At 72.2% G+C, this 22,578-nt stretch carries 18 protein-coding genes and 1 pseudogene; 12 read left to right on the top strand and 7 right to left on the bottom strand.

All coding sequences use genetic code 11. The features are described 5' to 3' along the window. Positions 1-133: 133 nt before the first annotated feature. Together AB0912_RS20095 and AB0912_RS20090 are read right to left on the bottom strand one after the other, a co-directional pair. Complete coding sequence (locus AB0912_RS20095; RefSeq protein ID WP_366701493.1) at positions 134-421, bottom strand: STAS domain-containing protein; 288 nt, start codon at positions 419-421, stop codon at positions 134-136. Next, positions 421-4,659, bottom strand: a complete 4,239-nt coding sequence (locus AB0912_RS20090; protein ID WP_366701627.1) for a SpoIIE family protein phosphatase — start codon at positions 4,657-4,659, stop codon at positions 421-423. The genes AB0912_RS20095 and AB0912_RS20090 overlap by 1 nt, the downstream gene beginning before the upstream one ends. 261 nt (positions 4,660-4,920) lie before the next feature. Here AB0912_RS20090 and AB0912_RS20085 point away from each other — a divergent pair, with 261 nt between their 5' ends. After that, on the top strand, positions 4,921-5,088 hold the full coding sequence (locus AB0912_RS20085) for a hypothetical protein (RefSeq protein ID WP_366701491.1): 168 nt from the start codon (positions 4,921-4,923) through the stop codon (positions 5,086-5,088). Between the two features lie 135 nt (positions 5,089-5,223). Next, entirely contained in the window at positions 5,224-5,580 is a 357-nt protein-coding gene (locus tag AB0912_RS20080; RefSeq protein WP_366701489.1) for an STAS domain-containing protein, read from the top strand. Between the two features lie 18 nt (positions 5,581-5,598). On the opposite strand, the gene AB0912_RS20075 is transcribed toward AB0912_RS20080, so the two are convergent. Further along, positions 5,599-6,432, bottom strand: coding sequence for an endonuclease/exonuclease/phosphatase family protein (locus tag AB0912_RS20075; RefSeq protein WP_366701487.1), 834 nt, complete (start codon positions 6,430-6,432; stop codon positions 5,599-5,601). Between the two features lie 439 nt (positions 6,433-6,871). On the opposite strand from AB0912_RS20075, the gene AB0912_RS20070 reads away from it, so the two are divergent. From AB0912_RS20070 to AB0912_RS20055, 4 genes are all read left to right on the top strand, one after another. Beyond that, positions 6,872-8,635 (top strand): endonuclease/exonuclease/phosphatase family protein, encoded by a 1,764-nt coding sequence (locus tag AB0912_RS20070; protein ID WP_366701485.1) that lies wholly within the window; start codon positions 6,872-6,874, stop codon positions 8,633-8,635. Positions 8,636-8,664: 29 nt separating this feature from the next. Further along, positions 8,665-10,635 carry a phosphocholine-specific phospholipase C gene (locus AB0912_RS20065; RefSeq protein WP_366701483.1) on the top strand — a complete coding sequence of 657 codons (1,971 nt, stop codon included), beginning with the start codon at positions 8,665-8,667 and terminating at the stop codon, positions 10,633-10,635. A 182-nt stretch (positions 10,636-10,817) separates the two neighbouring features. Further along, complete coding sequence (locus AB0912_RS20060; RefSeq protein WP_366701481.1) at positions 10,818-11,396, top strand: dihydrofolate reductase family protein; 579 nt, start codon at positions 10,818-10,820, stop codon at positions 11,394-11,396. A gap of 115 nt (positions 11,397-11,511) precedes the next feature. Continuing rightward, on the top strand, positions 11,512-12,405 hold the full coding sequence (locus AB0912_RS20055) for a GNAT family N-acetyltransferase (protein ID WP_366701479.1): 894 nt from the start codon (positions 11,512-11,514) through the stop codon (positions 12,403-12,405). Between the two features lie 177 nt (positions 12,406-12,582). Here AB0912_RS20055 and map read toward each other — a convergent pair whose 3' ends face one another. Continuing rightward, complete coding sequence (gene map, locus AB0912_RS20050; protein WP_366701477.1) at positions 12,583-13,353, bottom strand: type I methionyl aminopeptidase; 771 nt, start codon at positions 13,351-13,353, stop codon at positions 12,583-12,585. A 66-nt stretch (positions 13,354-13,419) separates the two neighbouring features. On the opposite strand from map, the gene AB0912_RS20045 reads away from it, so the two are divergent. Next, a complete protein-coding gene (locus AB0912_RS20045) occupies positions 13,420-13,722 on the top strand; it encodes a helix-turn-helix transcriptional regulator (RefSeq protein WP_366701475.1) in 303 nt (100 codons plus the stop codon). Positions 13,723-13,878: 156 nt separating this feature from the next. On the opposite strand, the gene ltaE is transcribed toward AB0912_RS20045, so the two are convergent. Then, complete coding sequence (gene ltaE, locus AB0912_RS20040; protein WP_366701473.1) at positions 13,879-15,012, bottom strand: low-specificity L-threonine aldolase; 1,134 nt, start codon at positions 15,010-15,012, stop codon at positions 13,879-13,881. Positions 15,013-15,357: 345 nt separating this feature from the next. Here ltaE and AB0912_RS20035 point away from each other — a divergent pair, with 345 nt between their 5' ends. Beyond that, positions 15,358-15,879, top strand: a complete 522-nt coding sequence (locus AB0912_RS20035) for a hypothetical protein (protein ID WP_366701471.1) — start codon at positions 15,358-15,360, stop codon at positions 15,877-15,879. 211 nt (positions 15,880-16,090) lie between these two features. Here AB0912_RS20035 and AB0912_RS20030 read toward each other — a convergent pair whose 3' ends face one another. Continuing rightward, positions 16,091-17,116, bottom strand: a complete 1,026-nt coding sequence (locus AB0912_RS20030) for a DUF6745 domain-containing protein (protein ID WP_366701469.1) — start codon at positions 17,114-17,116, stop codon at positions 16,091-16,093. A 180-nt stretch (positions 17,117-17,296) separates the two neighbouring features. Further along, positions 17,297-17,623, bottom strand: a complete 327-nt coding sequence (locus AB0912_RS20025) for a hypothetical protein (protein ID WP_366701467.1) — start codon at positions 17,621-17,623, stop codon at positions 17,297-17,299. Positions 17,624-17,811: 188 nt separating this feature from the next. Between AB0912_RS20025 and AB0912_RS20020 the strand changes: the two genes are divergently transcribed. The 4 genes and pseudogenes from AB0912_RS20020 (at position 17,812) to AB0912_RS20005 (ending at position 22,574) form a co-directional block, all read left to right on the top strand. After that, complete coding sequence (locus AB0912_RS20020) at positions 17,812-18,780, top strand: STM4015 family protein (protein WP_366701465.1); 969 nt, start codon at positions 17,812-17,814, stop codon at positions 18,778-18,780. Between the two features lie 41 nt (positions 18,781-18,821). Further along, a pseudogene (locus AB0912_RS20015) lies at positions 18,822-19,892 on the top strand (STM4014 family protein); the annotation flags it as partial. Positions 19,893-20,394: 502 nt separating this feature from the next. After that, the gene (locus AB0912_RS20010; protein WP_366701625.1) at positions 20,395-21,201 is read left to right on the top strand and encodes an STM4013/SEN3800 family hydrolase; all 807 of its coding nucleotides are present in this window, start codon (positions 20,395-20,397) and stop codon (positions 21,199-21,201) included. Then, a complete protein-coding gene (locus AB0912_RS20005) occupies positions 21,198-22,574 on the top strand; it encodes an STM4012 family radical SAM protein (protein WP_366701463.1) in 1,377 nt (458 codons plus the stop codon). The genes AB0912_RS20010 and AB0912_RS20005 overlap by 4 nt, the downstream gene beginning before the upstream one ends. The last annotated feature ends 4 nt before the right edge of the window (positions 22,575-22,578 follow it).

Below are 22,578 nucleotides of genomic sequence, written 5' to 3'. Positions count from 1 at the left end.
TCTGCCGGGCCGGCGCACGAGTCGGCCCGGCGGACGGGCCTGCCCGGCGGACAGGCCCGTCTGCGGTCGACCCATCGGCGGTCGCTCCGTCGGCGCCGGACGGCACGACTCCCGCCTGCGGGCGCGACCCCGTCTACGCGCCGTGGACCGTCGTCAGGTCGGTGAGGCCCGAGATGGTCAGGACGGGTTCCAGCAGGGGGTTGGTGACCAGTTCGAGCCGGTCGGCGTGCGCGAAGAGCACGCTGAGGCCGGCGCTGTCGAGGTACTCGACGCCGGTGAGGTCCAGGACCAGCGGGCCCGTCATGTCCGTGAGGGCGTCGGCCAGTTCCTCGGTGTTGCTCATGTCGATCTCGCCGACGGCCGTCAGGAGGGCGGTGCCGTCGGGCCGCCGTCCACGGGTGAGGGTCAGGGAAGTGGTCATCAGGCGATCCTCGTATGCATGTCGACGGTGGTACCGGACGGGCCGGGGGTGACGGTGACCTGCTGCATCAGCGCACGCATCAGGCGCATCCCGCGACCGCGGTGGGTGTTCAGCTCCGGCTCGGGGGCTTTCCAGCGTCCGGTGTCGGCGATGGTCAGGTGGAGGTTGTCGACGAACGCCTCGGCCCGGATGTGGATGACGTCGCCGGGCGCGTCCCGGTGACCGTGCTCGATGGCGTTCGCACACGCCTCGCCCGCCGCCACCAGGACGTTCTGCACGGTTCTGGGCGGCAGATCGCACTGGTCCAGCCAGCTCCGCAACGTCTTGCGGACCGGGGCCAGTTGGGAGGACTCGGCGGGGAAGGACATCTCCAGCGGGGCCGGGTGACGGTACAGGAGCAGGGCGACGTCGTCGTCGTAGCCGTCGGCCGGCGCAAGCCGGGACATGACGTCGGTGGCGAGGACGTCGACGGCGGTGCCCCGCCCGTCCTGGAGGGCCTCGCTGGCCTGGTCGATGCCCGCGCTGAGCGGGCGGCGCCGCCGTTCGACCAGCCCGTCCGTGTACAGCAGCAGCGTGGACCTGGCCGGGATCGTGCAGTGGGCCTCGGGCCGTTGGTTGCCGGGGCGCACCGCCAGGGGCAGGGAACGGCCGTCCTCGAGCAGCCGGGTGGTGCCGTCGGGATGGACGAGGATGCCGGGCGGATGACCGGCGCTGGAGTAGGTGAGCCGGCCGGTGTCGGTGTCCAGGACTCCGCAGAAGACGGTCGTACAGGCCGCGCCCGGAACGCCGGCGGCGAACTGGTCCAGGGCCATCAGGGTCTGTGCGGGGCTCGCGTCCTGGAGCATCAAGGCGCGGCAGGCGCTGCGCAGTTGGCCCATGACGCTGGCGGCTTCGAGCCCGCGTCCGACGCAGTCGCCGACGACGATGCCGATCCGGCCGTCGGGCAGGGTGACGGTGTCGTACCAGTCGCCGCCCACCTCCAGGGGCCGGGTGGCGGGCTCGTAGCGGACGGCGAATCCGTCGGGGAGCCGGGAGGGGCCGAGGATGGCGCGCTGGAGGGCGATGGCGGTCTCACGCTGCTGGTCGATCTGGTGCGCGCGCTGGAGTCCCTGGGCGAGGTGGCCGGCCAGCAGGGAGAGCAGCAGTTCGTCCTCGCCGGTGAAGGGCCGGTTCTCCCCGAGGTCGATCCACAGGGCGAGCGGACCGTTCGGGAACTCCAGGAGGATCCCGGCCCCGGTGTGGTCGGCGACCGGGGTCAGGATCGGCCCCTGGCGCAGGCCGTCGAGCTTCTCGCGGCGTTCGGCGGGCAGTTCGGGCCAGGTGAGCGGTGCGCTGGTGGAGGTGAGGGTGGGCTGGTCGCCGTGTTCGTAGACCGCCGCCAGGACCGAGTGGGCGTGCCACAGCTTCTTCAGTTCGCCCAGCGCGCCGGCCAGCGCCTCGGGGAGGCTGGTGGCCCGGGACAGGCAGGTGCCGAGGGCCGCGAGGGCGCTCTCCCGCTGGATGGCGTAGTGCTCGGCGGTGACGTCGCGGAAGGTGCCGACGGTGACGCGGCGTCCGGTGTCGGGGTCGTCGACCTGGTTGAAGGTGGCCGTGGCCCACAGCCGGCGTCCGTCCCGGTGGGTGATCGGGATGGTGTACGACCCCTTGGTGTTGCCGAGCAGCAGCGCGAACGCCTCGCTGACCTGCTGGTGCGCCGCCGCGTCGGTGGTGGCGTCGGGCCACCAGGGGTGGGTGGGCCGGTACGGGAGGCCTTCGGGCCCGTATCCGAGGATGTCGGTGAACGCCGCGTTGATCTCGATGACGGCGCCCTCCTCGTCGCAGACGAAGAATGCCTCCTGCAGGGAGTCCACGAGCGCGGTGCGCCAGCGGGCGTGGTGGCTGCGCAGCCGCGCCAGCTCGATGTTGGCCCGGACGCGGGCGAGGAGTTCGGCGGCCGCGAACGGTTTCACCAGGTAGTCGTCGGCGCCGGCCTGCAGTCCCTCGATGGAGGCCTCCTGTCCGGCCCGGGCCGACAGCAGCAGGACCGGGAGGGAGGCGGTGCGGGGGTCGGAGCGCAGTGCCGCGACGAGGGCGAGGCCGTCCAGGTGGGGCATCATGACGTCGCTGACCACGAGGTCGTAGGTCTTCGCGCGGATCGCCGCCAGGGCCTGGCGGCCGTCCTCGACCGCGCTGACCTGGTATCCGGCGGCGCGCAGCAGCCGGATGAGGTAGTCGCGCATGTCGGCGTTGTCGTCGGCGACCAGGACGTGGGCGGGCAGTGCGGGGCCGGGGCCGTCGGCCGGCCCGTCGGTGACCCGCGTGACCTCGGCGGACTCCGTGGCGGCCCGCCCGCCGGTGTGGTCGTCGGACCGTTCAGCGGACGGGTCGAGGGGCTGCCGGCCGGGCAGCCAGCGAAGGGCCTCCTGGACGAACGGGTCGGGCGAGGTGGCGGCCGGTCCGGTGGCCGGTTCGGGCAGGACGGCGTCGGGGGGCAGGTGCGCGGAACCGTACGGCAGCCGGATGGTGAACCGGGTGCCCTGGCCTTCGGTGGAGGTGGCGTCGATGTCGCCACCGTGCAGTCCGACGAGTTCCTTCACCAGGGCCAGGCCGATTCCGCTGCCTTCGTTGGAGCGGGAGCGCGCGTTCTCTATGCGGTGGAAACGCTCGAACAGCCGGGGCATCTCGTGCGCGGGGACGCCGATGCCGGTGTCGGCGACGGTGACCTTTGCCGCGCCGTCCTCGGTCCGCACGGTGACGCGGATCGAGCCCTCGAAGGTGAACTTGACCGCGTTGCTGAGCAGGTTGAGGACGACCTTCTCCCACATGCTCCGGTCGACGAAGACCGGTTCGGGCAGGGAGGGGCAGTCGACCTGGAAGTCCAGTCCGGCCCGGTCGACGGCGGAGCGGAACACGCTGGCGAGTTCACCGGTGACGGCGGCCAGGTCGACCGGCTCGTAGCGCGCCTGCATGCGGCCCGCCTCGATACGGGAGAAGTCCAGGAGCGTGTTGACCAGCTTGCCCAGGCGCAGCCCGTTGCGGTGGATGACGTCCAGTTCCTCGCGGACGGACGCGTCCGCGTCCGCGAGCCGGTCCCGCAGTTCCTCCACGGGGCCCATGATCAGCGTCAGGGGGGTGCGGAACTCGTGGCTGATGTTGGAGAAGAACGCCGTCTTCGCCCGGTCCAGTTCCGCGAGTTCCTCCGCGCGCCGCTGCTGCGCCTGGTAGCTGCGGGCGCTGGCGACCCCGGTGGCGACATGGCCGGCGACGAGTTCGACGAATCCGCGGTAGGCGTCGTCCAGGGCCCGGTAGCGGTTGAGGCCGACGACCATAAAGCCGAAGGGTGAGCCGCCCTGCTGTCTCAGCGGCACCACCAGCGCCTGGACGGGGGGCTGCGGCCACTTCCCCGTCGGCAGCTCCGTGAACACGGGGCCGTCCAGGGGCATCAGCACGGACTCGCCGAGGGCCGCGGCGGCCGTCGGCCACACCGTCTCGGAGCCCGGCGGAAGGAGCCGCGGGGCGGCGGGGTGATCGTCCTGGATGCCGGAGACCGCGGCCAGGGCGGCGCTGCCGTCGTCCTGGAAGAGGTAGGTGAGGGTGAAGGGCAGGCTGTACGGGTTGCGGCCGAGCTGTCTGCGGGCGAAGTCGAGCATCTCCTGCTCGGTGCGTACCACGCTGGGGTCGGAGCCGAGGTCGCGGAGGGTGCCCATCCGTCGTTCGCCGATGACCCGTTCGGTCTCCTCGCTGACGACGCAGAGCATGCCGACCACCTGGCCGGCGTCGTCGCGCAGCGGGCTGTAGGAGAACGTGTGGTAGCTCTCCTCCGGGTAGCCCGAGCGTTCGAGGAACAGCAGGAGCGCCTGGTCCCAGGTCGCCTCGCCGGTGGCGAGGACGGTGTCGATACGGGGCCCGATGTCGTCCCAGATCTCCGCCCAGACCTCGCTCGCCGGGCGGCCCAGGGCCCAGGGGTACTTCCGGCCGAGGGTGTCGCGCCGGTAGGCGTCGTTGCAGAAGAAGGTGAGTTCGGGGCCCCAGGCCATCCACATGGCGAACTTGGACGACAGCAGGATGCTCACCGCCGTCTTCAGGCTCTGCGGCCAGTTCTCCGGGTCGCCGAGCGGGGTGGCCGTCGCCCAGTCCACCAGCGACAGATCCCGGCCGACGGCCGCGTCCGCGGCGAACACACCGGCGCCGGCCGCACTGACTGCGCCGCCCGCACTGCCTGGGCTGCCGGCACTGCCTGCGCTGTCTGTGGCGGACATGTCGGTGCCGTCCGCCGTTGTCCTCTCCGGCCCGGCGTCCTCGGATCGCGTCACTGCCCACCCCTTCGTTCACAACGGGCCGATGCCGGAGCGCGGCCTGTCGGTGTCCGGCGTGCGGTCCCCTCCGCGCGCGTGGTCAGCCTATCCGTGGGAATACGCGAGCTGCGGGGCCACCACCCGGGGAAGCGCGTTGACGCGCTCCGTAGGATAGGACAGCCGCGCGTCGGAGCAACAGGCGCGGTCAGCGGGAGGGGGAACGACATGACGGGGTCCGCGCGCGCCCTTTCCCAGGACGCGAACACCACCTCGGTGGACGCCGTCTCGGTGGACACCGCGTCGGACGACGCCGTCTCGGTGGATGCCGTCTCGGTGGACGAGCGGTGGCCGCTCCCGGCGGTGCCTCGCCCCGCGCGCCGAGGCCCGTCGTGATCCGGGCCGGCGCGCCGACGCGCGTGAAGGTCCGCGCACCGTCACGGTTCCCCGCCCTCGACGACCCGACCCCCCACGCCGCCCCGCCTGTTCCCGTTCCCCCTGCCCCACACGCCCACCCGCCCAGGAGAACCGGTGTACGACCGCACTCTGACCGTCACCCGACACGCCCACGCACGCGGGGCCACCGTTCTGGTCGTCGTCGGTGAACTCGACCACCACACCACACCGGAACTCGCCCGGGCCGTCCAGGACACCCCCTTCGGCCCGGACACCCCGCTCCTGCTGGACGTCTCCGACCTCACCTACTGCGACTCCACCGGCCTCACCGTGTTCGTGGGTGCCTACGACCGCGCGGTCAAGTCCGGGACGAGCCTGCTCCTCGTCGGGATGAACGCCGATCTGATGCACCTGTTCCGCATCGTCGGCCTCGACCAGCTCTTCACCTTCCAGCCCACGGTCGACGACGCCATCAACACCCTTCCCGCCTAACCGGAGCCCCGGGGCCGCTCAGGGGATGTCCAGGTCGGCCTGGAGCATGTGGTGGTCCGAGTAGCGGGACGGGTGGACGGCGTGGCCGAGCGGGGTGATGCCGCGCAGGAAGACGTAGTCGAACGTGGACTGCCAGTCGGTGGTGGCCTCGCAGTCGCCGGTGGGTGACGGACCGCAGTGCGGGTCCGCGTCCTTGGCCACGGCCCACATCCGGGCGAGTTCGGGTGACTCGGGCACGGCGTTGAAGTCGCCGAGGACGATGACGCGGTCGTACCGGGACACCTCCGGGGCGAGGACCGCGGTCTGGCGTGCCCGGACGGGTTCCTGCCGCCGTTCGGCGAGGTGGGTGTTGAGGACGCGGACGCGCCGGCCGTCCACCGTGGTGGTGACGGCCATGTACCCGCGGGCCTCCGATCCGCCGTCGGGATAGCGCGCGGTGACGGCGTCCGACATCGGTGCCGCCGAGAGAATCGCCTGCCCGTACCCTCCCGGCCTCCAGGGCGCTCCCCCGCACCGGCCCCAACTGCGCAGCACCGCGCCGTACTTGGCGTGGTAGGTCAGCCCGAACAGGCTCTTCAGATAGTCCCGGATCCTTTCGACGTCCGGCACGCACGCCTCCTGCAGCGCGATGACCTGGGGTGCGTAGGCGGCGATCTCCGCCGCGCGGTCGGCGTTGCTCGCCCCGCAGGGGTTGCAGAGGTTCCACGTCATGACGCGGTTCGGGACGAGGTCCGCGGCTTGGACGGCGCGCGAGGCGGTGAACGGGGAGCCGCTCGGGGTGCTGGGACCGATCAGCAGCAGGCAGACGGCGATCACGGCGCCCACGAGCAACTGGGTGCGCCCACCCGACATCTGCCCTCCCTCACAGCGGACCTTCATGACGCGTGTGCCTCCCCTCCCGAGGATATGGGAGGGGCTCGCCGGTCGGCGGACGGGCCCTCCGGTTCTCCTGTGCTGTGCACAGCGCAGAGGCGCCCCGGCAACGGAGTACCGCCTTCCGTTCTGCCGTCGGCCGTCGCGCGCCGGACCGCCGGGTCACCCGTCCCGCCGCACCGTCCACCGGCTCGCGGAAATGGAATGCGCCAGGTCAGGAGCCCATGTCCCGGTCGGACGCACGGCTGTCGACCCGGGCGGGCAACCCCAGAGTTCCGCCTTCCTCCCATGCCGGCGCAACCTCGCGTTCACGGTGCCGTCGCCAGGGGACGGCTTGCTGTGGAGCGAAGTTATCTAGACAACTTTGCTCACCCGGGTGCCGCCGAGGCGGTTCCCGGGGCGGAGAGGAACCAACACCGTGTCATCCCTCTCAGAGGCCGCCGCATCCGGGAGCAGCGTCGCGATCGGCCCCACGACGCCCCCGCCGCGTGGCACCAAACTCGCCGTCACCTGGTCGACGGACGCCCCCGACCCGAAGAACTGGATCGGCGTCTACCCCGCCGACCGGCTGCCGGCCGGCGGCAGCAGCTCCCTCGTGTGGGCGTACGTGCCCGGCGCGTCCGGGGAGACCACGCTCGACACCTCCGGGCTGAGCGGCGGCCCCTACATCGTGTATCTGCTGGCCAAGGACGGTTACGGCGTCCTCGCCAAGACGGAGCCGTTCAGCTTCGCGGGCGCCCCCGGCGGCGACTCCGTCGTGCTGACCACCCCGGCGCCGCGCGAGGGCGACGAGGTCTCCTTCCACTGGACGACGGACGCGCCCGATCCGAAGAACTGGATCGGCGTGTACGACGGAGACCGGCTGCCGGGGCACGGCTCCGCCCTCGCCTGGGCCTACACGCCCGGCGCCGCGGGTGACATCACCATCGACACCTCCGCGCTGAGCGACGGGCCGTACACCGCCTATCTGCTGGCGAAGGACGGCTACGGCGTCCTCGCCAAGACGGCGGCCTTCAGCTTCGCGGTCGCCCCGCGGATCCCACGCCCGCACGCGGCCGTCGACGCCCTCACCACACAGGCACAGACGGCGGGCACGAGCTTCTCGGTGAAGCTGGGCGGCCTGTGGATCCGGCCCGAGGGCAACCCGGCGGGCAGTCCGGTCTTCAAGCGGGCCGGGGGCGATTCGTGGCTGTCGGTGGCCGCGGACGGCACGGTCGGCGGCCGGGCTCCGCTCGTCGCGCCGCGCAGGCCGGGCCGGTTGGTCGCGGAGGTGACCGACAGCGCCGTCGGCCGCGACACGGTCACCGTCCAGGTGCCGGTGCGCACCGCGCGGGAACGGCTCCGCCTCAAGGTGGCCACGCTGAACCTCTGGGACGGCGGCAGCCATGTGGACGGCTCCCGGGAGAAGCTGCTGCGGCTCGTCCTCACACAGGGCCTCGATGTCGTGGCGCTCCAGGAGTGCGGGGACAGGACGGCCGACGACCTCGCCGACGCGCTCGGCTGGCACGCGCACCAGTCCGGCGGTCTCGGGATCGTGAGCCGCTGTCCGCTCGGCGACGTGGCCGGCCCGACGGCGGCGCTTCCGGCCATGGCGGCGACGCTGCGGCTGACGGCCGACCGCGCGGTGCGGCTGTGGACGGCCCAGTTGGACGAGGCGGACTACGGGCCGTACGCGCTGTCGGCGGGCCGGACGCCCGCGCAGGTCGAGGCGGCCGAGAAGGAGTCGGTCCGCTACCGGCAGGTGCGGGCGCTGGTGGCCGCGCTGCGTCCGGATCTCGCCTCCCGCGTCCCGGTCGTGCTGGCCGCCGGGCTCGCCTCGCCGTCCCACCTGGACTGGACGAGCCGCACCGCCGCCGCGCACGGGGGTGTCGGCCGGGTCCGCTGGCCGGTCACCGAGGCGCTGGAGAAGGCGGGCCTCACCGACGCCTTCCGCGACGCCCACGGCAACCCGGCGAAGGCCCCCGGCATCACCTGGTCCCCCGTCAGACCGCGTAACGAGAACGGCGGGGCGGAACCGCAGGACCGCGTCGACCAGATCCAGTACGCGGGCGGGCTCAAGGTCGTCGAGGCGCACAGCCTGTTCACCGGCCGGCCCCGGCCGGTGCCGGACACCGCGGCCAACGGCTGGCCCTCCGACCACGCCGCCGCCGTCGTCACCTTCTCCCTCTCCGCCCGCGGCTGACCGCCGACCTTCCGAAGGACCTTCTTCCCATGACCGAGATCAGCCGCCGCACCTTCATCGGCACCACCGCCGCCGGAGCGGCCATAGCCGCCGGAATCCCCGGCACCGCCGAAGCCACGGGACGCGACAGCCGCAAGGGCGGCATCGAGGACGTCAAGCACGTCGTCATCCTGATGCAGGAGAACCGCAGCTTCGACCACTACTTCGGCACCCTGAGCGGGGTACGGGGCTTCGGCGACCGCCAGGCCGCCGTCCTCCCCGGCGGCGACCCCGTGTTCCGGCAGCCCGCCAAGGGGCGCGAGGACGGTCACCTGCTGCCCTTCCGCATGGACACCACGAAGTACAACGCGCAGAACGCGGGCGGCCTTCCGCACGACTGGGACACCGGGCACTCGGCCGTGGGCGGCGGCGCCATGAACAAGTGGGTGGCCGCCAAGGGCGAACGGACCATGGGCTACTTCACCCGGGAGGACATCCCGTACCAGTACGCGCTGGCCGACGCGTTCACCCTCTGCGACGGCTACTTCTGCTCCCTGAACGGCCCCACCGACCCCAACCGCCTCTACCTGTGGACCGGCACGGCGGGCCCCGGCGTGGACGGCACCACCGGTCCGTGGACCGACAACACGCCGGTCACGAACAACCCGGTGGCGGACTGGACGACGTACGCCGAACGCCTGGAGGAGGCGCGCGTCACCTGGCGCGTCTACCACAACCCCGATGGCTCCGACGACCGTTACGGCGACTACGACGACAACGCCCTGTCGTACTTCAAGCAGTTCCACGCGTTCCCCAAGGACGATCCCCGGTACATCAACGCGATGACGAAGTGGGACCTGACGGCGTTCGACAAGCACTGCAAGGACGGCACGCTGCCCACGGTGTCCTGGCTGGTGGCGCCCTACCTGTTCTGCGAACACCCGGACGCCAGCCCGGACTACGGCGCCCACTGGGTGGACACGGCACTGCGGTCGCTGTTCTCAAACCCGGACGTGTGGAAGCACACCGTCTTCCTCGTCATGTACGACGAGAACGACGGCTACTTCGACCATGTCATCCCGCCCATCCCCGAGCCCGGCACCAAGGACGAGTTCGCGGGCGGCAAGCCCATCGGGCTGGGCAGCCGGGTGCCGCTGTGGGCCATCTCCCCGTGGTCGCGCGGTGGCTGGGTCAACTCCCAGGTGTTCGACCACACTTCGGTGATCCGTTTCCTGGAGCGCGTCACCGGCGTGCGGGAGCCCAACATCTCCGAGTGGCGGCGCACCGTCTGCGGCGACCTCACCAGTTGCTTCGACTTCACCAAGCCCGACTACAGCATTCCCCGGCTTCCCGACACCGTCGCCCTGATGGCCAAGGCGGACGCCGGCGCGTCGCTGCCGGCGGTCAAGGTGCCGGACCAACAGGCCATGCCCGCCCAGGAGAAGGGATCGAGGCCGCACCGCCCGCTGCCGTACCGCCCGTGGGCCGATGTCACGGTCGACCGGACGAGCGGCAAGGTCACCTGCGCGCTCACCAACGACGGCGGCGTCGGCTACCACTTCACCGTCCTGCCGAACACCCTTCTGCCCTTCGTCGGCACGCCCTTCACCGTGCTGCCGCGCTCCTCGCGCACCTATGTGTGGGACACCGCCGAGACCGACGGCCGCTACGACTTCTCGGTGTACGGCGCCGACGGGTTCGTCCGCCGGTTCTCCGGGACGGTCGTCCGCGCGGAGCAGGACGACGTGGCGGTGCCGTCGGTGACGGCGGCCCTGCGGCACTCCGGTCGCCCGGAGAACGCGTCGGTGGAACTGGAGCTGCGCAACGCCGGCGGGACCGAGGTGTCCTTCACGATCACGCCGAACGACTTCGCCGGTCAGGAGCGGACCGTGTGGGTGGGGGCGGGCGACCGTAGCCGGGTGAGCTGGCGCACCGACGCGGGGCGGTACGACGTGACGGTCACGGCCGGTACGGGGACGCGGTTCGTCCAGCGTTACGCCGGGACCGTCCACCCGTTGTGACCGTCGCCGGTCGCCGGGTGAGGGCCGACGCCCCGGACCGGAGCGGGCGACCTGGGCAGCCGTCCAGGCAGGCCGTTCCGGCACCGGGGCGTCGCCGTGCGATGAGTTCCGCCGGTGTCGCCGGTCTGTACTGACAGCAGCGCTGCTCACCGGAGCGTTCGATCGCATTCGAGGAGATCATCATGACCGCGGCCTACACCTTCGACGTCTTCTCCAGCCTCGACGGCTTCGGCGGCGCGAGCGGGGACTGGACCGGCTACTGGGGCAAGCAGGGGCCCGAGCTGCTCGACCACCGCCTCGCGCTGTACGACGAGGAGCAGCGGATGGTCTTCGGCGCCACCACCTATCGGGCGTTCACCGAGATGCTCGCCGGGAGCAGCGAGGACTCCGACGTCCGGGACCCCTGGGTCACCAGGATGCGGAACCTGCCGGCGACGGTGGTGTCGAGCACCCTGGAGGGTCCGCTCGACTGGCCGGACGCGGAGATCGCGAGCGGCGACGCCGTCGACGTCGTGGCCCGGCTCAAGAAGGAGTCGGAGGTACCGCTGCGCTCGCACGGCAGTCTGTCGATGAACCGGGCGCTGATGGCCGCCGGGCTGGTCGACCGGCTGCAGGTGACGGTCTTCCCCGTCATCACCGGCCGGAGCGGTCTGGCACCCGTCTTCCGGGGAGCGGCGGACTTCGATCTCGAACTGATCGAGCAGCGGACGCTCGACGGCCACATCCAGGAACTCGTCTACCGGCCCGCCCTGCACGGCTGAGCGCGCGGGCCATCACGGGTCGATCCGGGTGAACGGCTCCCTCCGGCCGTCGAGTGCGACGGCGGATGTCCGGCGAAGCACTCCCCCTGGCGGGCCGCGTCCGGGATCATGAGGCATGCTCCCGGACGACTGGCACCTCGCCGACGACGGCCACTGGCACCTCACCGAGGACGTGGACGACTTCCTCGCCCGAGCCGGAGACTTTCTGCGTTCGCGGGCCGCCCTGCACAACACTCCGCTGACGGACATCGAGAAGCTTCGGCTACGCCGGGCGAGTGGACGGGATACCGAGGGCGCCGACGTCTTCGGCCGGCTGGACGCGGCGGGCGAGGCGCGTGCCGTCTTCTACCTGACCGCGCGCGGCCGTCTGGGGCTGACTCCCCTGCCCACCCGGCAAGTCGGCCGTCTCGCCGCCCAGTTGACCGGCCTCGGGCTCTCGCCGGCCCATGTGATCGCGGACCACGACACCGCCACCGCCTTCGCCGAGGCCTGGCAGCGGCACACGGCCGCCGCGCCGGTGCCTTTCTGGAAGACGCACCTCTACCGTCTCGGCACCCTCACCCCGCCCCGCCCGCTCCCGGCGGGCCGTGGCCACCTCGCCGACGACAAGGACCGCGACCAAGTGGTGCGCTGGTGCCGGGAGTTCTGCGTCGCCGTCGGAGAGACCGCCTCCATCGAGGCGATCGACGCCGGGTCCTGGGCCGAATCGCGCTTCGGTGACCGGCACTTCACGTTCTGGGAGGCCCCGGACGCCACTCCCGTGTCCATGGCGGCCACGACCTCGATGCTCGGCGGCATGGTCCGGGTGGACCCCGTCTACACCCCGGCCCCTCTGCGGGGACACGGCTACGCGGGGGCGGTGACGGCCGAGGTGAGCAGGGCCGCGCTGACGGCGGGCGCGAGGGACGTCGTCCTGTTCACCGACCCCGCCAACCCCACCAGCAACGCCCTCTATCAGCGCCTCGGATACGTCCGGATCGCCGGCTTCGCCGGCTACCGGTTCAGTTGAGCCGGGCGGGGCACGGGCGGACGGGTCCGGTTGACCGGTGGCCCGGCGGGCGCATCTCGGGGCCACGCTCGCTCACCTCGGAGCCACGCTCGCTTACCTCGGGACCGGGCTCGCTCACCTCGGGACCACGCTCGCTCACCTCGGAGCCACGCTCGCTCACCTCGGGACCGGGCTCGCTCACCTCGGCAGGGTGAGGATCTCGGCTCCGTCGTCGGTGATCGCGATCGTGTGCTCGCTGTGCGCCGTCCGGCATCCGGTCGCGCTGCGGAGGGTCCAGCCGTCGGCGTCGGTGACGAGTTCGGCGGTGTCCGCCATGACCCATGGCTCCAGGGCCAGCAGCAGTCCGGGGCGGAGTTTGTAGCCACGGCCGGGTCGGCCGGTGTTGGCGACGTGCGGGTCCTGGTGCATGGTCGATCCGATGCCGTGGCCCCCGAACTCGGTGTTGATCGGGTATCCCGCCTCGGTGAGGACCGTGCCGATCGCATACGAGATGTCGCCGATGCGGGCCCCGGGGCCGGCGGCGGCGATCCCCGCGGCGAGGGCGCGCTCGGTCGCCTCGATCATCGCGACGCTCTCCGCCGGCCGCGTGTCGCCCACGATGAAGCTGATGGCGGAGTCCGCGGCCACACCGCCCTGGGAGACGGCGAGGTCGAGGGTCAGCAGGTCGCCGTCGGCAAGCGTGTAGTCGTGCGGGAGGCCGTGGAGGACGGCGTCGTTGACGGCCGTGCAGATGTAGTGGCCGAAGGGCCCGCGGCCGAAGGAGGGTGCGTAGTCGACGTAGCAGGACTGGGCGCCGGCCTCGGTGATCATCTCCTTGGTCCACCGGTCGATGTCCAGGAGGTTGGTGCCGACCACGCTTCGGCTCCTCAGCGTCCGCAGGATGCCGGCGACCAGGGCGCCGGTGTCCTTCGCCCGGGTCAGCAGGGTGGGGTTCAGAATCTCGATCATGCGGCGCCTTTCTCATGGAACCAATAACTATACCGGCCAAACTATACCGGTACTAGAATCACGGTCATGGTCAGGACGCCGCTCACTCCCGCAGAGGTCGCCCGTGGACAGCGCCTCGGCGCCCTGCTGCGCCGGGCCAGGGGAGAACGCTCGATGCTCGCCACCGCGCTCGCCGCTCGGATCTCTCCTGAGACCCTGCGGAAGATCGAGACGGGCCGCGTGGCGACGCCCGCCTTCTCGACCATCGCGGCGATCGCCGACGTCCTCGGCCTGTCCCTGGACGCGGTGTGGGCCGAGGTGAGCCGGCCCGAGCGGGTCCCCGGCGGCCGGGTCGCCGCGTACAACGCGCCGGAGCCGCTGACCTCGTAACCCTCAACTCACCGGGGTTCATGGGGCGTTCGGCGGAGCGGCACGGGCGTTCGTACGGGAGGGCGCGGGGGCTGTCGCCGGAACGGGTGGGGGCGCGGGTTGTCGTCGGCGCGGGAGGCGTAAGAGCCCCTGCGAGATCAGCGAGTTGACACCTCGTCAGCGTGCCGTCGTCTCCATCTTCGTCAGCGTCTCGCGGACGATCCGTACCGCGCGTTCCGTGTCGGCGCGTGTCACGTCGAGGTGGAACACGAAGCGGAGTTGGCCCGGGTATCCGCCGCACAGCAGGCCGCGGCGCGCCAGCCGGTCGCATACGTCGTCGACCTCAAGGCCGGGGGCCGTCTTCGCGAAGACCATGTTGGTTCCGCTGGGCTCGATGGTCAGGCCCTCCAAGCCCTTCAGCCCCTCGGCGAAGAGCGCGGCGTGCGCGTGGTCGTCCGCGAGCCGTGTGACGTGGTGGTCGAGGGCGTGCAGCGCCCCGGCCGCCGGCACGCCGGCCTGCCGCATCCCGCCGCCCAGGACCTTGCGCCAGCGCCGGGCGCCTGCCACGAACTCGCGGGAGCCGACGAGCGCCGAGCCGATCGGTGCGCCCAGTCCCTTGCTGAAGCAGACGGAGACCGTGTCGAAGTGTCCGGCGATCAGTCGTGCCTGCTCGTACGGGTCGCCCCCGGCGGCCACCGCGGCGTTGAACAGCCGGGCTCCGTCGAGGTGCGTGGCGAGTCCGTGGTCGCGGGCGATCCCCGTCGCGGTCTTCAGGTAGTCCAGGGACACGGCCCGGCCGCCGATGGTGTTCTCCAGGCAGAGCAGCCGGGTGCGGGCGAAGTGCGGGTCGTCCGGCTTCACGGCCGCCGCGATGTCCACCGGGTCCAGCGTGCCGTCCGCCCGGTGCGGGAGCGGCTGGGGCTGGATGCCTCCGAGCACGGCGGCGCCACCGCCCTCCCAACGGTAGGTGTGGGCCAGCTGGCCGGCGATGTACTCGTCCCCGCGTCCGCAATGGGTCAGCAGAGCGCACAGGTTGCTCTGTGTCCCCGAGGAGACGAAGAGCGCGGACTCGAATCCGAGGATGCCGGCGATCCGCTCCTGGAGCGCGTTGACAGTGGGATCGTCGCCGAAGACGTCGTCGCCGACCTCGGCCTCGGCCATGGCCCGGCGCATGGCCTCGGTGGGCCGGGTGACCGTGTCGCTGCGCAGGTCGACCGGGCGGCCGGGCCCGCCAGGGGCGGCATCCGTCCCGGTCTGGTCGCGGGGGACGTCGTCGGCGTCGATGGCACGGGAGGTATCAGTGGTCGGCACACGGACACTCTGCCACGCGGGGAACGGCCCCGGCTGTCGGGGTCGTTGACGATCCGACCGTCGGCGTGGTGGACGATTCACGGCGGTGCCCAGGCCACGGAGGTGACCCGCAGGGGCACCTCCGGAGCCCCGCGACCCCGCATGCGGCGTCCTTTTTACTGTTACTTTCCTCGCGCAACTACAACCGTTCGCGAATTCACTTCCTCACGAAGACCCCGCCCTCCGGGAGCGCAACCTTTGGGCGGTCCCGGAACTCTTACACGGTGACCGAACGCCCGCGGGAAAACGCGGGAATCACTGGAATCGCGAGAAGTACGGGATTCCGAACGGGGAAGGTTCCATTCCATGCGCAGTCGTACCCGCATCACGCTGTTCGCCGCCACCGGTGTCGCCGCCGGGACCGCCGCGATCCTCGCGCTCGGCGCGGCCGATCCCGCCCTTGCCGTCACCGACTCGACGACGGGCACGCACAAGGTGGCGGCAGCCGCCGCCCCCGCCACTCAGGGCGACCCGCGTGCGGCCGCCACCCGCGTCTCCGACTTCTACGGCGCCTACATCGACTCCATCTGGGACAACGAGGACCCGGCGGCGTCCGCGAACGCCAAGACGCTGCGCCACTTCTACCTCAGCGCCGCGGAGCAGAAGACCGTTGCCGCCTATGAGGCGAAGGAGCACGCCGACGGGATCCTGTTCGCCCAGAACGTGCCGGTGAAGTGGAGCGTCGCCTCCACCGGCTCCGGCGCCGGGCACGCCACCGCGCTGGTCACCCTGACATGGAGCGACGGCCAGAACCCGGAAGTCACCAAGATCAAGGTGCAGACGGACCTGAAGACCCGCAAGATCACCGACCTCCAGCCGGCCGGCTGAGCTTTCCGGCCGACCGGCTGAAAAGGCGAGGGCGGAGCCAGCGCGTCTCGACTGCCGGCGATCACAAGTAATCACCGGCGTTCGAGGCGCTCGCTTTCCTCTCCCCCTCCGCCGCCCATTCAGCACGGCGAGCGGCACCGAATTCATCAGGTGAGGTATCACCTCGGGAGTGAAATCCGCGCCGCTCCTCCGGGATTCCATTCGGGCCGTTTCACGTCTGCTGAGCCGGCGCGTACGCCTCGGCGCCGAGGCCGAACGTCCAGGCCACTCCCTCGCGCGCGGTACGGGTGGTCGGCGGCACCCGCAGCCAGTACGTACGGCTCGTACCGTCGGGTTCCGGCGTCGAGTTCACGACCTCGACCATCACCACGTCCTCGTCGCCGACCAGCTCGACCCTCCACAGCACGCCGGTCTCGTCGCGGTGCACGGGGACCGCGCCCGACTCCTCCAGGTAGCGGTCGTAGCCGTAGAACTCCAGCATCACGCGGCGCAGTTCGGCGTTCTCCTCGCCGCGGATCCGCTCGGGGGTCAGCGCGGTGAGTTCGTCGAGGAAGGTGCTCGGGACGGGCATGCCGCGCCACGCGTACAGCTCGAAGCCGTCTCCGTAACGCAGGGCGGGGCCGTCGCCTCTGTCCAGGCGCCCGGCCTCGTCGCGGTGGAGGCTCAGCGGGCGCTCGCTGACGACGGCCACCTTCTCGTACGGCCACCACCAGCCCGCGTCACGGGCCACCGCGGCGACTCCGGCCAACGAGCCGGTGCCGTCGGGGTCGAACGCGCTCAGCCACGGCGCGTCGTGCTGCCCCAGCGCCGCGTCCAGCAGGAGCAGCCGGACCCGGCTCTCCTCCGCCCGGCCGGTCGCGAGGTCCTCGACGATTCCCGCCCGCACGCGCTCGGTCAGCGCGCGCGTCGACTCCCACAGGGCCGCCCCGGTGGCACGCCAGTGGCCGCTCCAGCCCTCGGGTCCGAGCCGTTCGTGGGCGCGGTGGCGGGCGGCTGCCCAGGGCTTGCCGACGACCGCCTCGCGGACACTGGGCCCGGTGTCCCCGAGGGTCACGCCCTCGCCGGTCGTGGCGCCCATGAGCAGGCGTACGGCCTCATGGGGCGAGCGTGCCCAGACGATGCGCTCGGGTGCGTCCAGGCCGGCCTGCCGGTAGGCGAGCCGGACGCCCTCCTCGGCCGCGCGCCGGTCGCCCGGCCCCGTCCGCGTCGCCACACCGCGCCAACTTCCCTGTTCCATCGGACCGTTCCTCTCCCATATCCCCTGTGCGCGGGCGACACGGTGGTCCGCCCGCCTCCTGCCGTCCGGGGTGCTCTCGGCGCACCCCGCAAGCCGTTCCGCCTCGGCCGCGTACGTCGCCGCCGGTCAGCTCGGTCGGCGTGTCAGCCGACGTGTCAGGCGGCATGTCAGTCGGGCGTGTCAGTCGGCGACGATCCGTACCGAGCCCGGCACGTACTCCCGCTGCCGGATCACCCGGTACCAGCCCTTGTGCAGCGAGATCGCCCCGTGCTCCTCGTGGACGACCCGCGCGCCGTCGGGAACGTGCAGCAGCATCGGGCCGAACACCCCCGCTTCCCGGATCAGCCGTCCCGGACCGACCACGGCGTGGGCGTGTCCGGTGACCTCGCCGAGGGCCAGGACGAGCCGTCCACGGCCGTCCCTCGGCTCGGACGGCGCGGCGCGGGCGTGCTCCGGCACCGCCGTCTCGTCCAACGGCACGATCAGCACGTCTCCTTGGCGGAACATGGGTCTCCCTCCCGTCGCGGCACGGAGTGTGCCGTGCGGAGGACAGTAGGGGCGACCACTGACAACGACCCCTGTTCGCCTTGATGTCAGTGGGCCTTGGTACAACTCCTCTACCTGGGTGCGGTCCGCGGGGCGGGGCCCACCACGTTCGTCGAATCACCGGAAGCAGTACGAAGGAGCGGGTCCGCATGACCATCGGTAGCCACCTCACGGAGTTCCACGGCCTGCCGGCCTTCACCTTCCCCGACGCCGACGAGTCGTCGGCTCACGCGGCTTCGCTGCCCGCGCCCGAATCGGTGGCCTGGCGCGTCGCCGTGGACTCCTACGACAGCCGGGAGCCGTGGCAGGACGCGTTCGCCCGCTTCCTGGCGGCCGTGGACACCCGGCAGGTGCGGGCGCTGGTCATCGGCGCGTGGAGCGAGGCGTACGAGACGGGCCCCGACAAGGTGATCGAGGCGGTGGTCGCCGCCCGGGACCGGCTGCCCGCGCTGCGCGGCCTGTTCCTCGGCGACATCGTGATGGAGGAGGCCGAGATCTCCTGGATCGTGCAGGGCGACGTCTCCCCGCTCCTGAACGCGTTCCCCGCGCTGGAGGAGTTCGGCGTGCGGGGTGGCAACGGGCTGGTCTTCCCGGCCGTCCGGCACGAGCGGCTGCGGAGTCTGACCGTCGAGAGCGGCGGACTGCCCGCCGAGGTCGTGCGCGGTATCGCCGGCAGCGACCTGCCGGCCCTGGAGACGCTCGACCTGTGGCTGGGCACCTCCGAGTACGGCGGTGACGCCGATGTCGCCGACCTGGAGCCGTTCTTCGCGGGCGACCGTCTGCCCAGCCTCACCCATCTGGGCCTGCGCAACAGCGAGATCCAGGACGACGTGTGCCGGGCGCTGGCCTCGGCTCCCGTCGTGGCGCGCCTTCGGGTTCTCGACGTGTCGATGGGCGTTCTCACCGACGACGGCGCCACCGCCCTGCTGTCCGGCCAGCCGCTCACCCACCTCAAGGTGCTCGACCTGAACCACAACTACCTCAGCGCGGAACTGCGCACCCGCCTTCTGGAGACGCTGGAACCCGCCGGTGTGCGGGTCGACGCGGACCGGGGCAATGCCGACGCCGACGAGGAGGAGGACGGGACGGTCTGGCGTTTCGTCGCGGTGGGCGAGTAGCGCGACCGCGACCAGAAGCGACGAACACGGGGGGAAGCGGGATGCGGGAGCACGGGACGCCGGTGAAGTGGGCGGTCGTCGCGAACGGCGAGAACCGCCGGGTGGACCTGTTCGCGGCGGCGGCCGAGGCGGCGGGCTGGGGCACACCCCGGGTGGTCGAGTGGCTCGACGTGCTCCGCGACGGCGGGCACGACTTCGCCGACGACGAGGTGGTCCGGCTGGACTCCCCCGGGGAGAACGCCGCGGTGGACCGTCTGCTGCGCGGCGCCGAGGACCCGACCAGAGTGGAGGGCTCCGCCCGTTGGTACGCGCGCTTCCTGGACGGTGTCCGTTCGCTGCGCGGCGGCCTGCGCCTCGACGACCCGGACGACCTGGCCGTGCTCTTCGACAAGCGCCTGTGCCACGCGCGCCTCGACGCGGCGGGCGTTCCGGTGCCGCCGTCACCCACCTCCGGGGTCCTCGGGCCCGTGGACGGCTGGCACGGCGTGCGGAGCCTCATGGCGGAGGCCGGCCTGCGGCGGGCGTTCGTCAAGCTCGCGCACGGTTCGTCCGCCTCGGGGGTGCTGGCCGTCGAGACGAGCGGCACCGGCCGGGTCCGGGCCACCACCCCGGTGGAGCGCACCACGGACGGCCGCCTCCACAACTCCCTGCGGATCCGCCGCTACACGGACGAGGCGGAGGTCGCCGCGATCGTGGACACGCTCGCACCGGACGGCCTGCACATCGAGCGCTGGCTGCCGAAGGCCTCGCTCGGCGACAGGTCCGCGGACCTGCGTGTCGTGGTGGTCGCCGGGCGCGCGACCCACGCCGTGGTCCGGACGAGCCGCTCGCCCCTCACCAACCTGCACCTCGGCGGGGCACGCGGCGATCTGGCGGCCGTACGGGCGCTGGCCGGGGACCGGTGGGCGCGGGCTCTCGATATCAGCGAGCGGGCCGCCGCCTGTTTCCCCGGCACCCTGTGCGTGGGCGTCGATCTGCTGCCCGCCGTCGGCTGGCGCCGCTTCACCGTCGGGGAGGTCAACGCCTTCGGGGATCTCCTCCCCCGGCTCACCGGGCTGCCCGGGAGTGGAGCGGAGGGGCTGGACACGTACGCGGCGCAGGTCGCGGCGGTCCGAACCGCCTCGGCCGGTCCCGGGGGCTTCGCGGGGTTCCCCGCACCCTCGCCGCACCGGCCGGGGTCCAGGCCCTCGCCGCACCGGCCGGGGCCCGGACCCCGCGCCGCCGGAGACCGGGGGCTCTCGTCCGTCACAGGCCCGGCACTCCCGCCGGACGCGGACGGGGACGCGGACGGGGACGGGGACGCGGGTCCGGCTGTCCCGCTTGACGTCGGCCCGGCTGTCCCGGACCCGGACCCGGACGCGGCCGTCCCGATCATCGAAGGCCCCGCCATCCCCTTCACCCCGAGCCCGGCCATCCCCCTCGACGCCGGCCCCGCCATCCCCATCACCCCAAGCCCGGCCATCCCCTTCAGCCCAAACCCAGCCACCCCGCCCGACCGGGGCCCGGCTGTCCCGCTCGACGTACCACCGAGGACCGCACATGACCTCGCCTGATCCATCCCAGGCCGCTCCGCACCCGGCGCACCCCACCCCCGGCACGGCCGACGCGCCGGACATGAACGAGGTGGTGGGCCGCGACGACCTGCTCCTGCTCACGCTCGACACCCTGCGCTACGACGTGGCCGTGGAACTCGCCGCCGCCGGCCGCCTCCCGAACCTCGGCGCGCAGCTGCCCGGCGGCACCTGGGAGCGGCGGCACGCCCCCGGCAACTTCACCTACGCCTCCCACCAGGCGATGTTCGCCGGTTTCCTGCCCACCCCGGCGTCACCTGGACCGCATCCCCGGCTGTTCGCGGCCCGGTTCGCCGGCAGCGAGACGACGGCGGGGCGCACCTTCGTCTTCGACACCCCGGACCTGGTGTCCGGCCTCGCCGCCCACGGCTACCGCACGGTGTGCGTCGGAGGCGTCGGCTTCTTCAACAAGCAGGGGGCGCTGGGCGGCGTGCTGCCCGGCCTGTTCCAGGAAAGCCACTGGGAGCCGGAGTTCTCCGTGGCCTCTCCGACGTCGTTCGAGGCGCAGGTGGCCCGGGCCGAGCAGGTGGTCTCCGAACTCCCGCCACAGCAAAGGTTGTTCCTTTTCCTGAACGCCTCGGCACTGCACCAGCCGAACTGGTTCCATCTGCCCGGCGCGACCCGGGAGACGGGCGACAACCGCGCCACCCACGCGGCGGCGCTGGAGTACATCGACCGTCATGTGGGACGGCTGTTCGCCGCCATGAGTTCCCGGCGCCGCTGTTTCGCCATCGTCTGCTCCGACCACGGCACCGCCTACGGGGACGACGGCTACACCGGTCACCGCCTCGGCCACGACTGCGTGTGGACCGTGCCCTACAGCCACTTCTTCCTGGAGCCGACCGCATGACCCGCACCGACGACCTGATCCGCACCCCGGCGGCGGCCACCGCGACCGAGACACCGCGCCCCTACCAGAGCTACACGTACGCCTACCCGCACAAGACCGCCTATCGCCCCCTCAGCCCACGGCCCGCGTTGAAGGACCTGTGGGCGGGCGAGTCCCGGCAGTCGCTCTCGCTGTACGTGCACATCCCGTTCTGTGAGATCCGCTGCGGGTTCTGCAACCTGTTCACCCGGATCGGGGCGCCGGACGACCTGACCGGACGCTATCTGGACGCGGTACGCCGTCAGGCCGCCGCGGTGCGCGAGGCCCTCGGCGACGCGGAGGCACCCCGGTTCGCCAACGCGGCGTTCGGCGGCGGCACACCGACGTTCCTGGAGCCCGCCGAGCTGGAGCGGCTGTGTGACATAGCGGAGCAGGAGATGGGGGCGGACCTGCGCGCGATCCCGCTGTCCGTCGAGGCGTCACCGTCGACGGCGACCGCCGACCGGCTGGCCGTACTGGCCGCGCGGGGGACGACGCGTCTGAGCCTGGGAGTGCAGAGTTTCATCGAGGAGGAGTCCCGCTCCGCCGTCCGACCGCAGCGGCGCTCCGAGGTGGAGGCGGCCCTCGCGCGGATCCGCGAGGCGGCCGTGCCCGTCCTCAACATCGACCTGATCTACGGGATCGACGGCCAGACGGCGGCGAGTTGGCGGTACTCCCTGGACGCGGCGCTGGCCTGGCGGCCGGAGGAGATCTACCTCTACCCGCTCTACATCCGTCCGCTCACCGGGCTGGGCCGGCAGACGGACCCGGACCGCGCCGACCGGGAGTGGGACGCGCGGCGCCTGCGCCGCTACCGGGAGGGCCGCGATCACCTCCTGTCGCAGGGCTACGAACAGGTGTCGATGCGGATGTTCCGCCGCGCGGACGCGCCGCCCCAGGGGCCGGACGACTACGCCTGCCAGACCGACGGCATGATCGGGCTGGGCTGCGGCGCCCGTTCGTACACCTCGACGCTGCACTACTCCTTCGACTACGCGGTGTCGATGCGCGAGATCCGCGGCATCATCGACGACTACACCGCCACCGAGGACTTCTCCCACGCCCTGGTCGGCCGCCATGTCGACGAGGACGAGGCCCGGCGCAGACACCTGCTGCAATCCCTGCTCCAGGCCGAGGGCCTGCCCGTCGCGGACTACCGGCAGCGCTTCGGCCGCGGCCCGTGGGACGACTTCGCCTCCGAGCTGGAGACGCTCGCCGCGAGGGGCTGGCTGGCGGACACCGGCGCCGGCCGGCTGCGCCTCTCCGCCGAGGGACTGGCCCACTCGGACGCCATCGGACCCGAGTTCTTCTCCCCGGCCGTGCGCGGCGCCATGTCCGCCTACGAACTGAAGTGAGACC

It is taken from the genome of Streptomyces sp. NPDC007084, from assembly GCF_040703595.1.
Taxonomy (GTDB): domain Bacteria; phylum Actinomycetota; class Actinomycetes; order Streptomycetales; family Streptomycetaceae; genus Streptomyces.
Note: the sequence above shows the minus strand (reverse complement) of the source record. Positions and strands in the feature narration are given on the sequence as shown.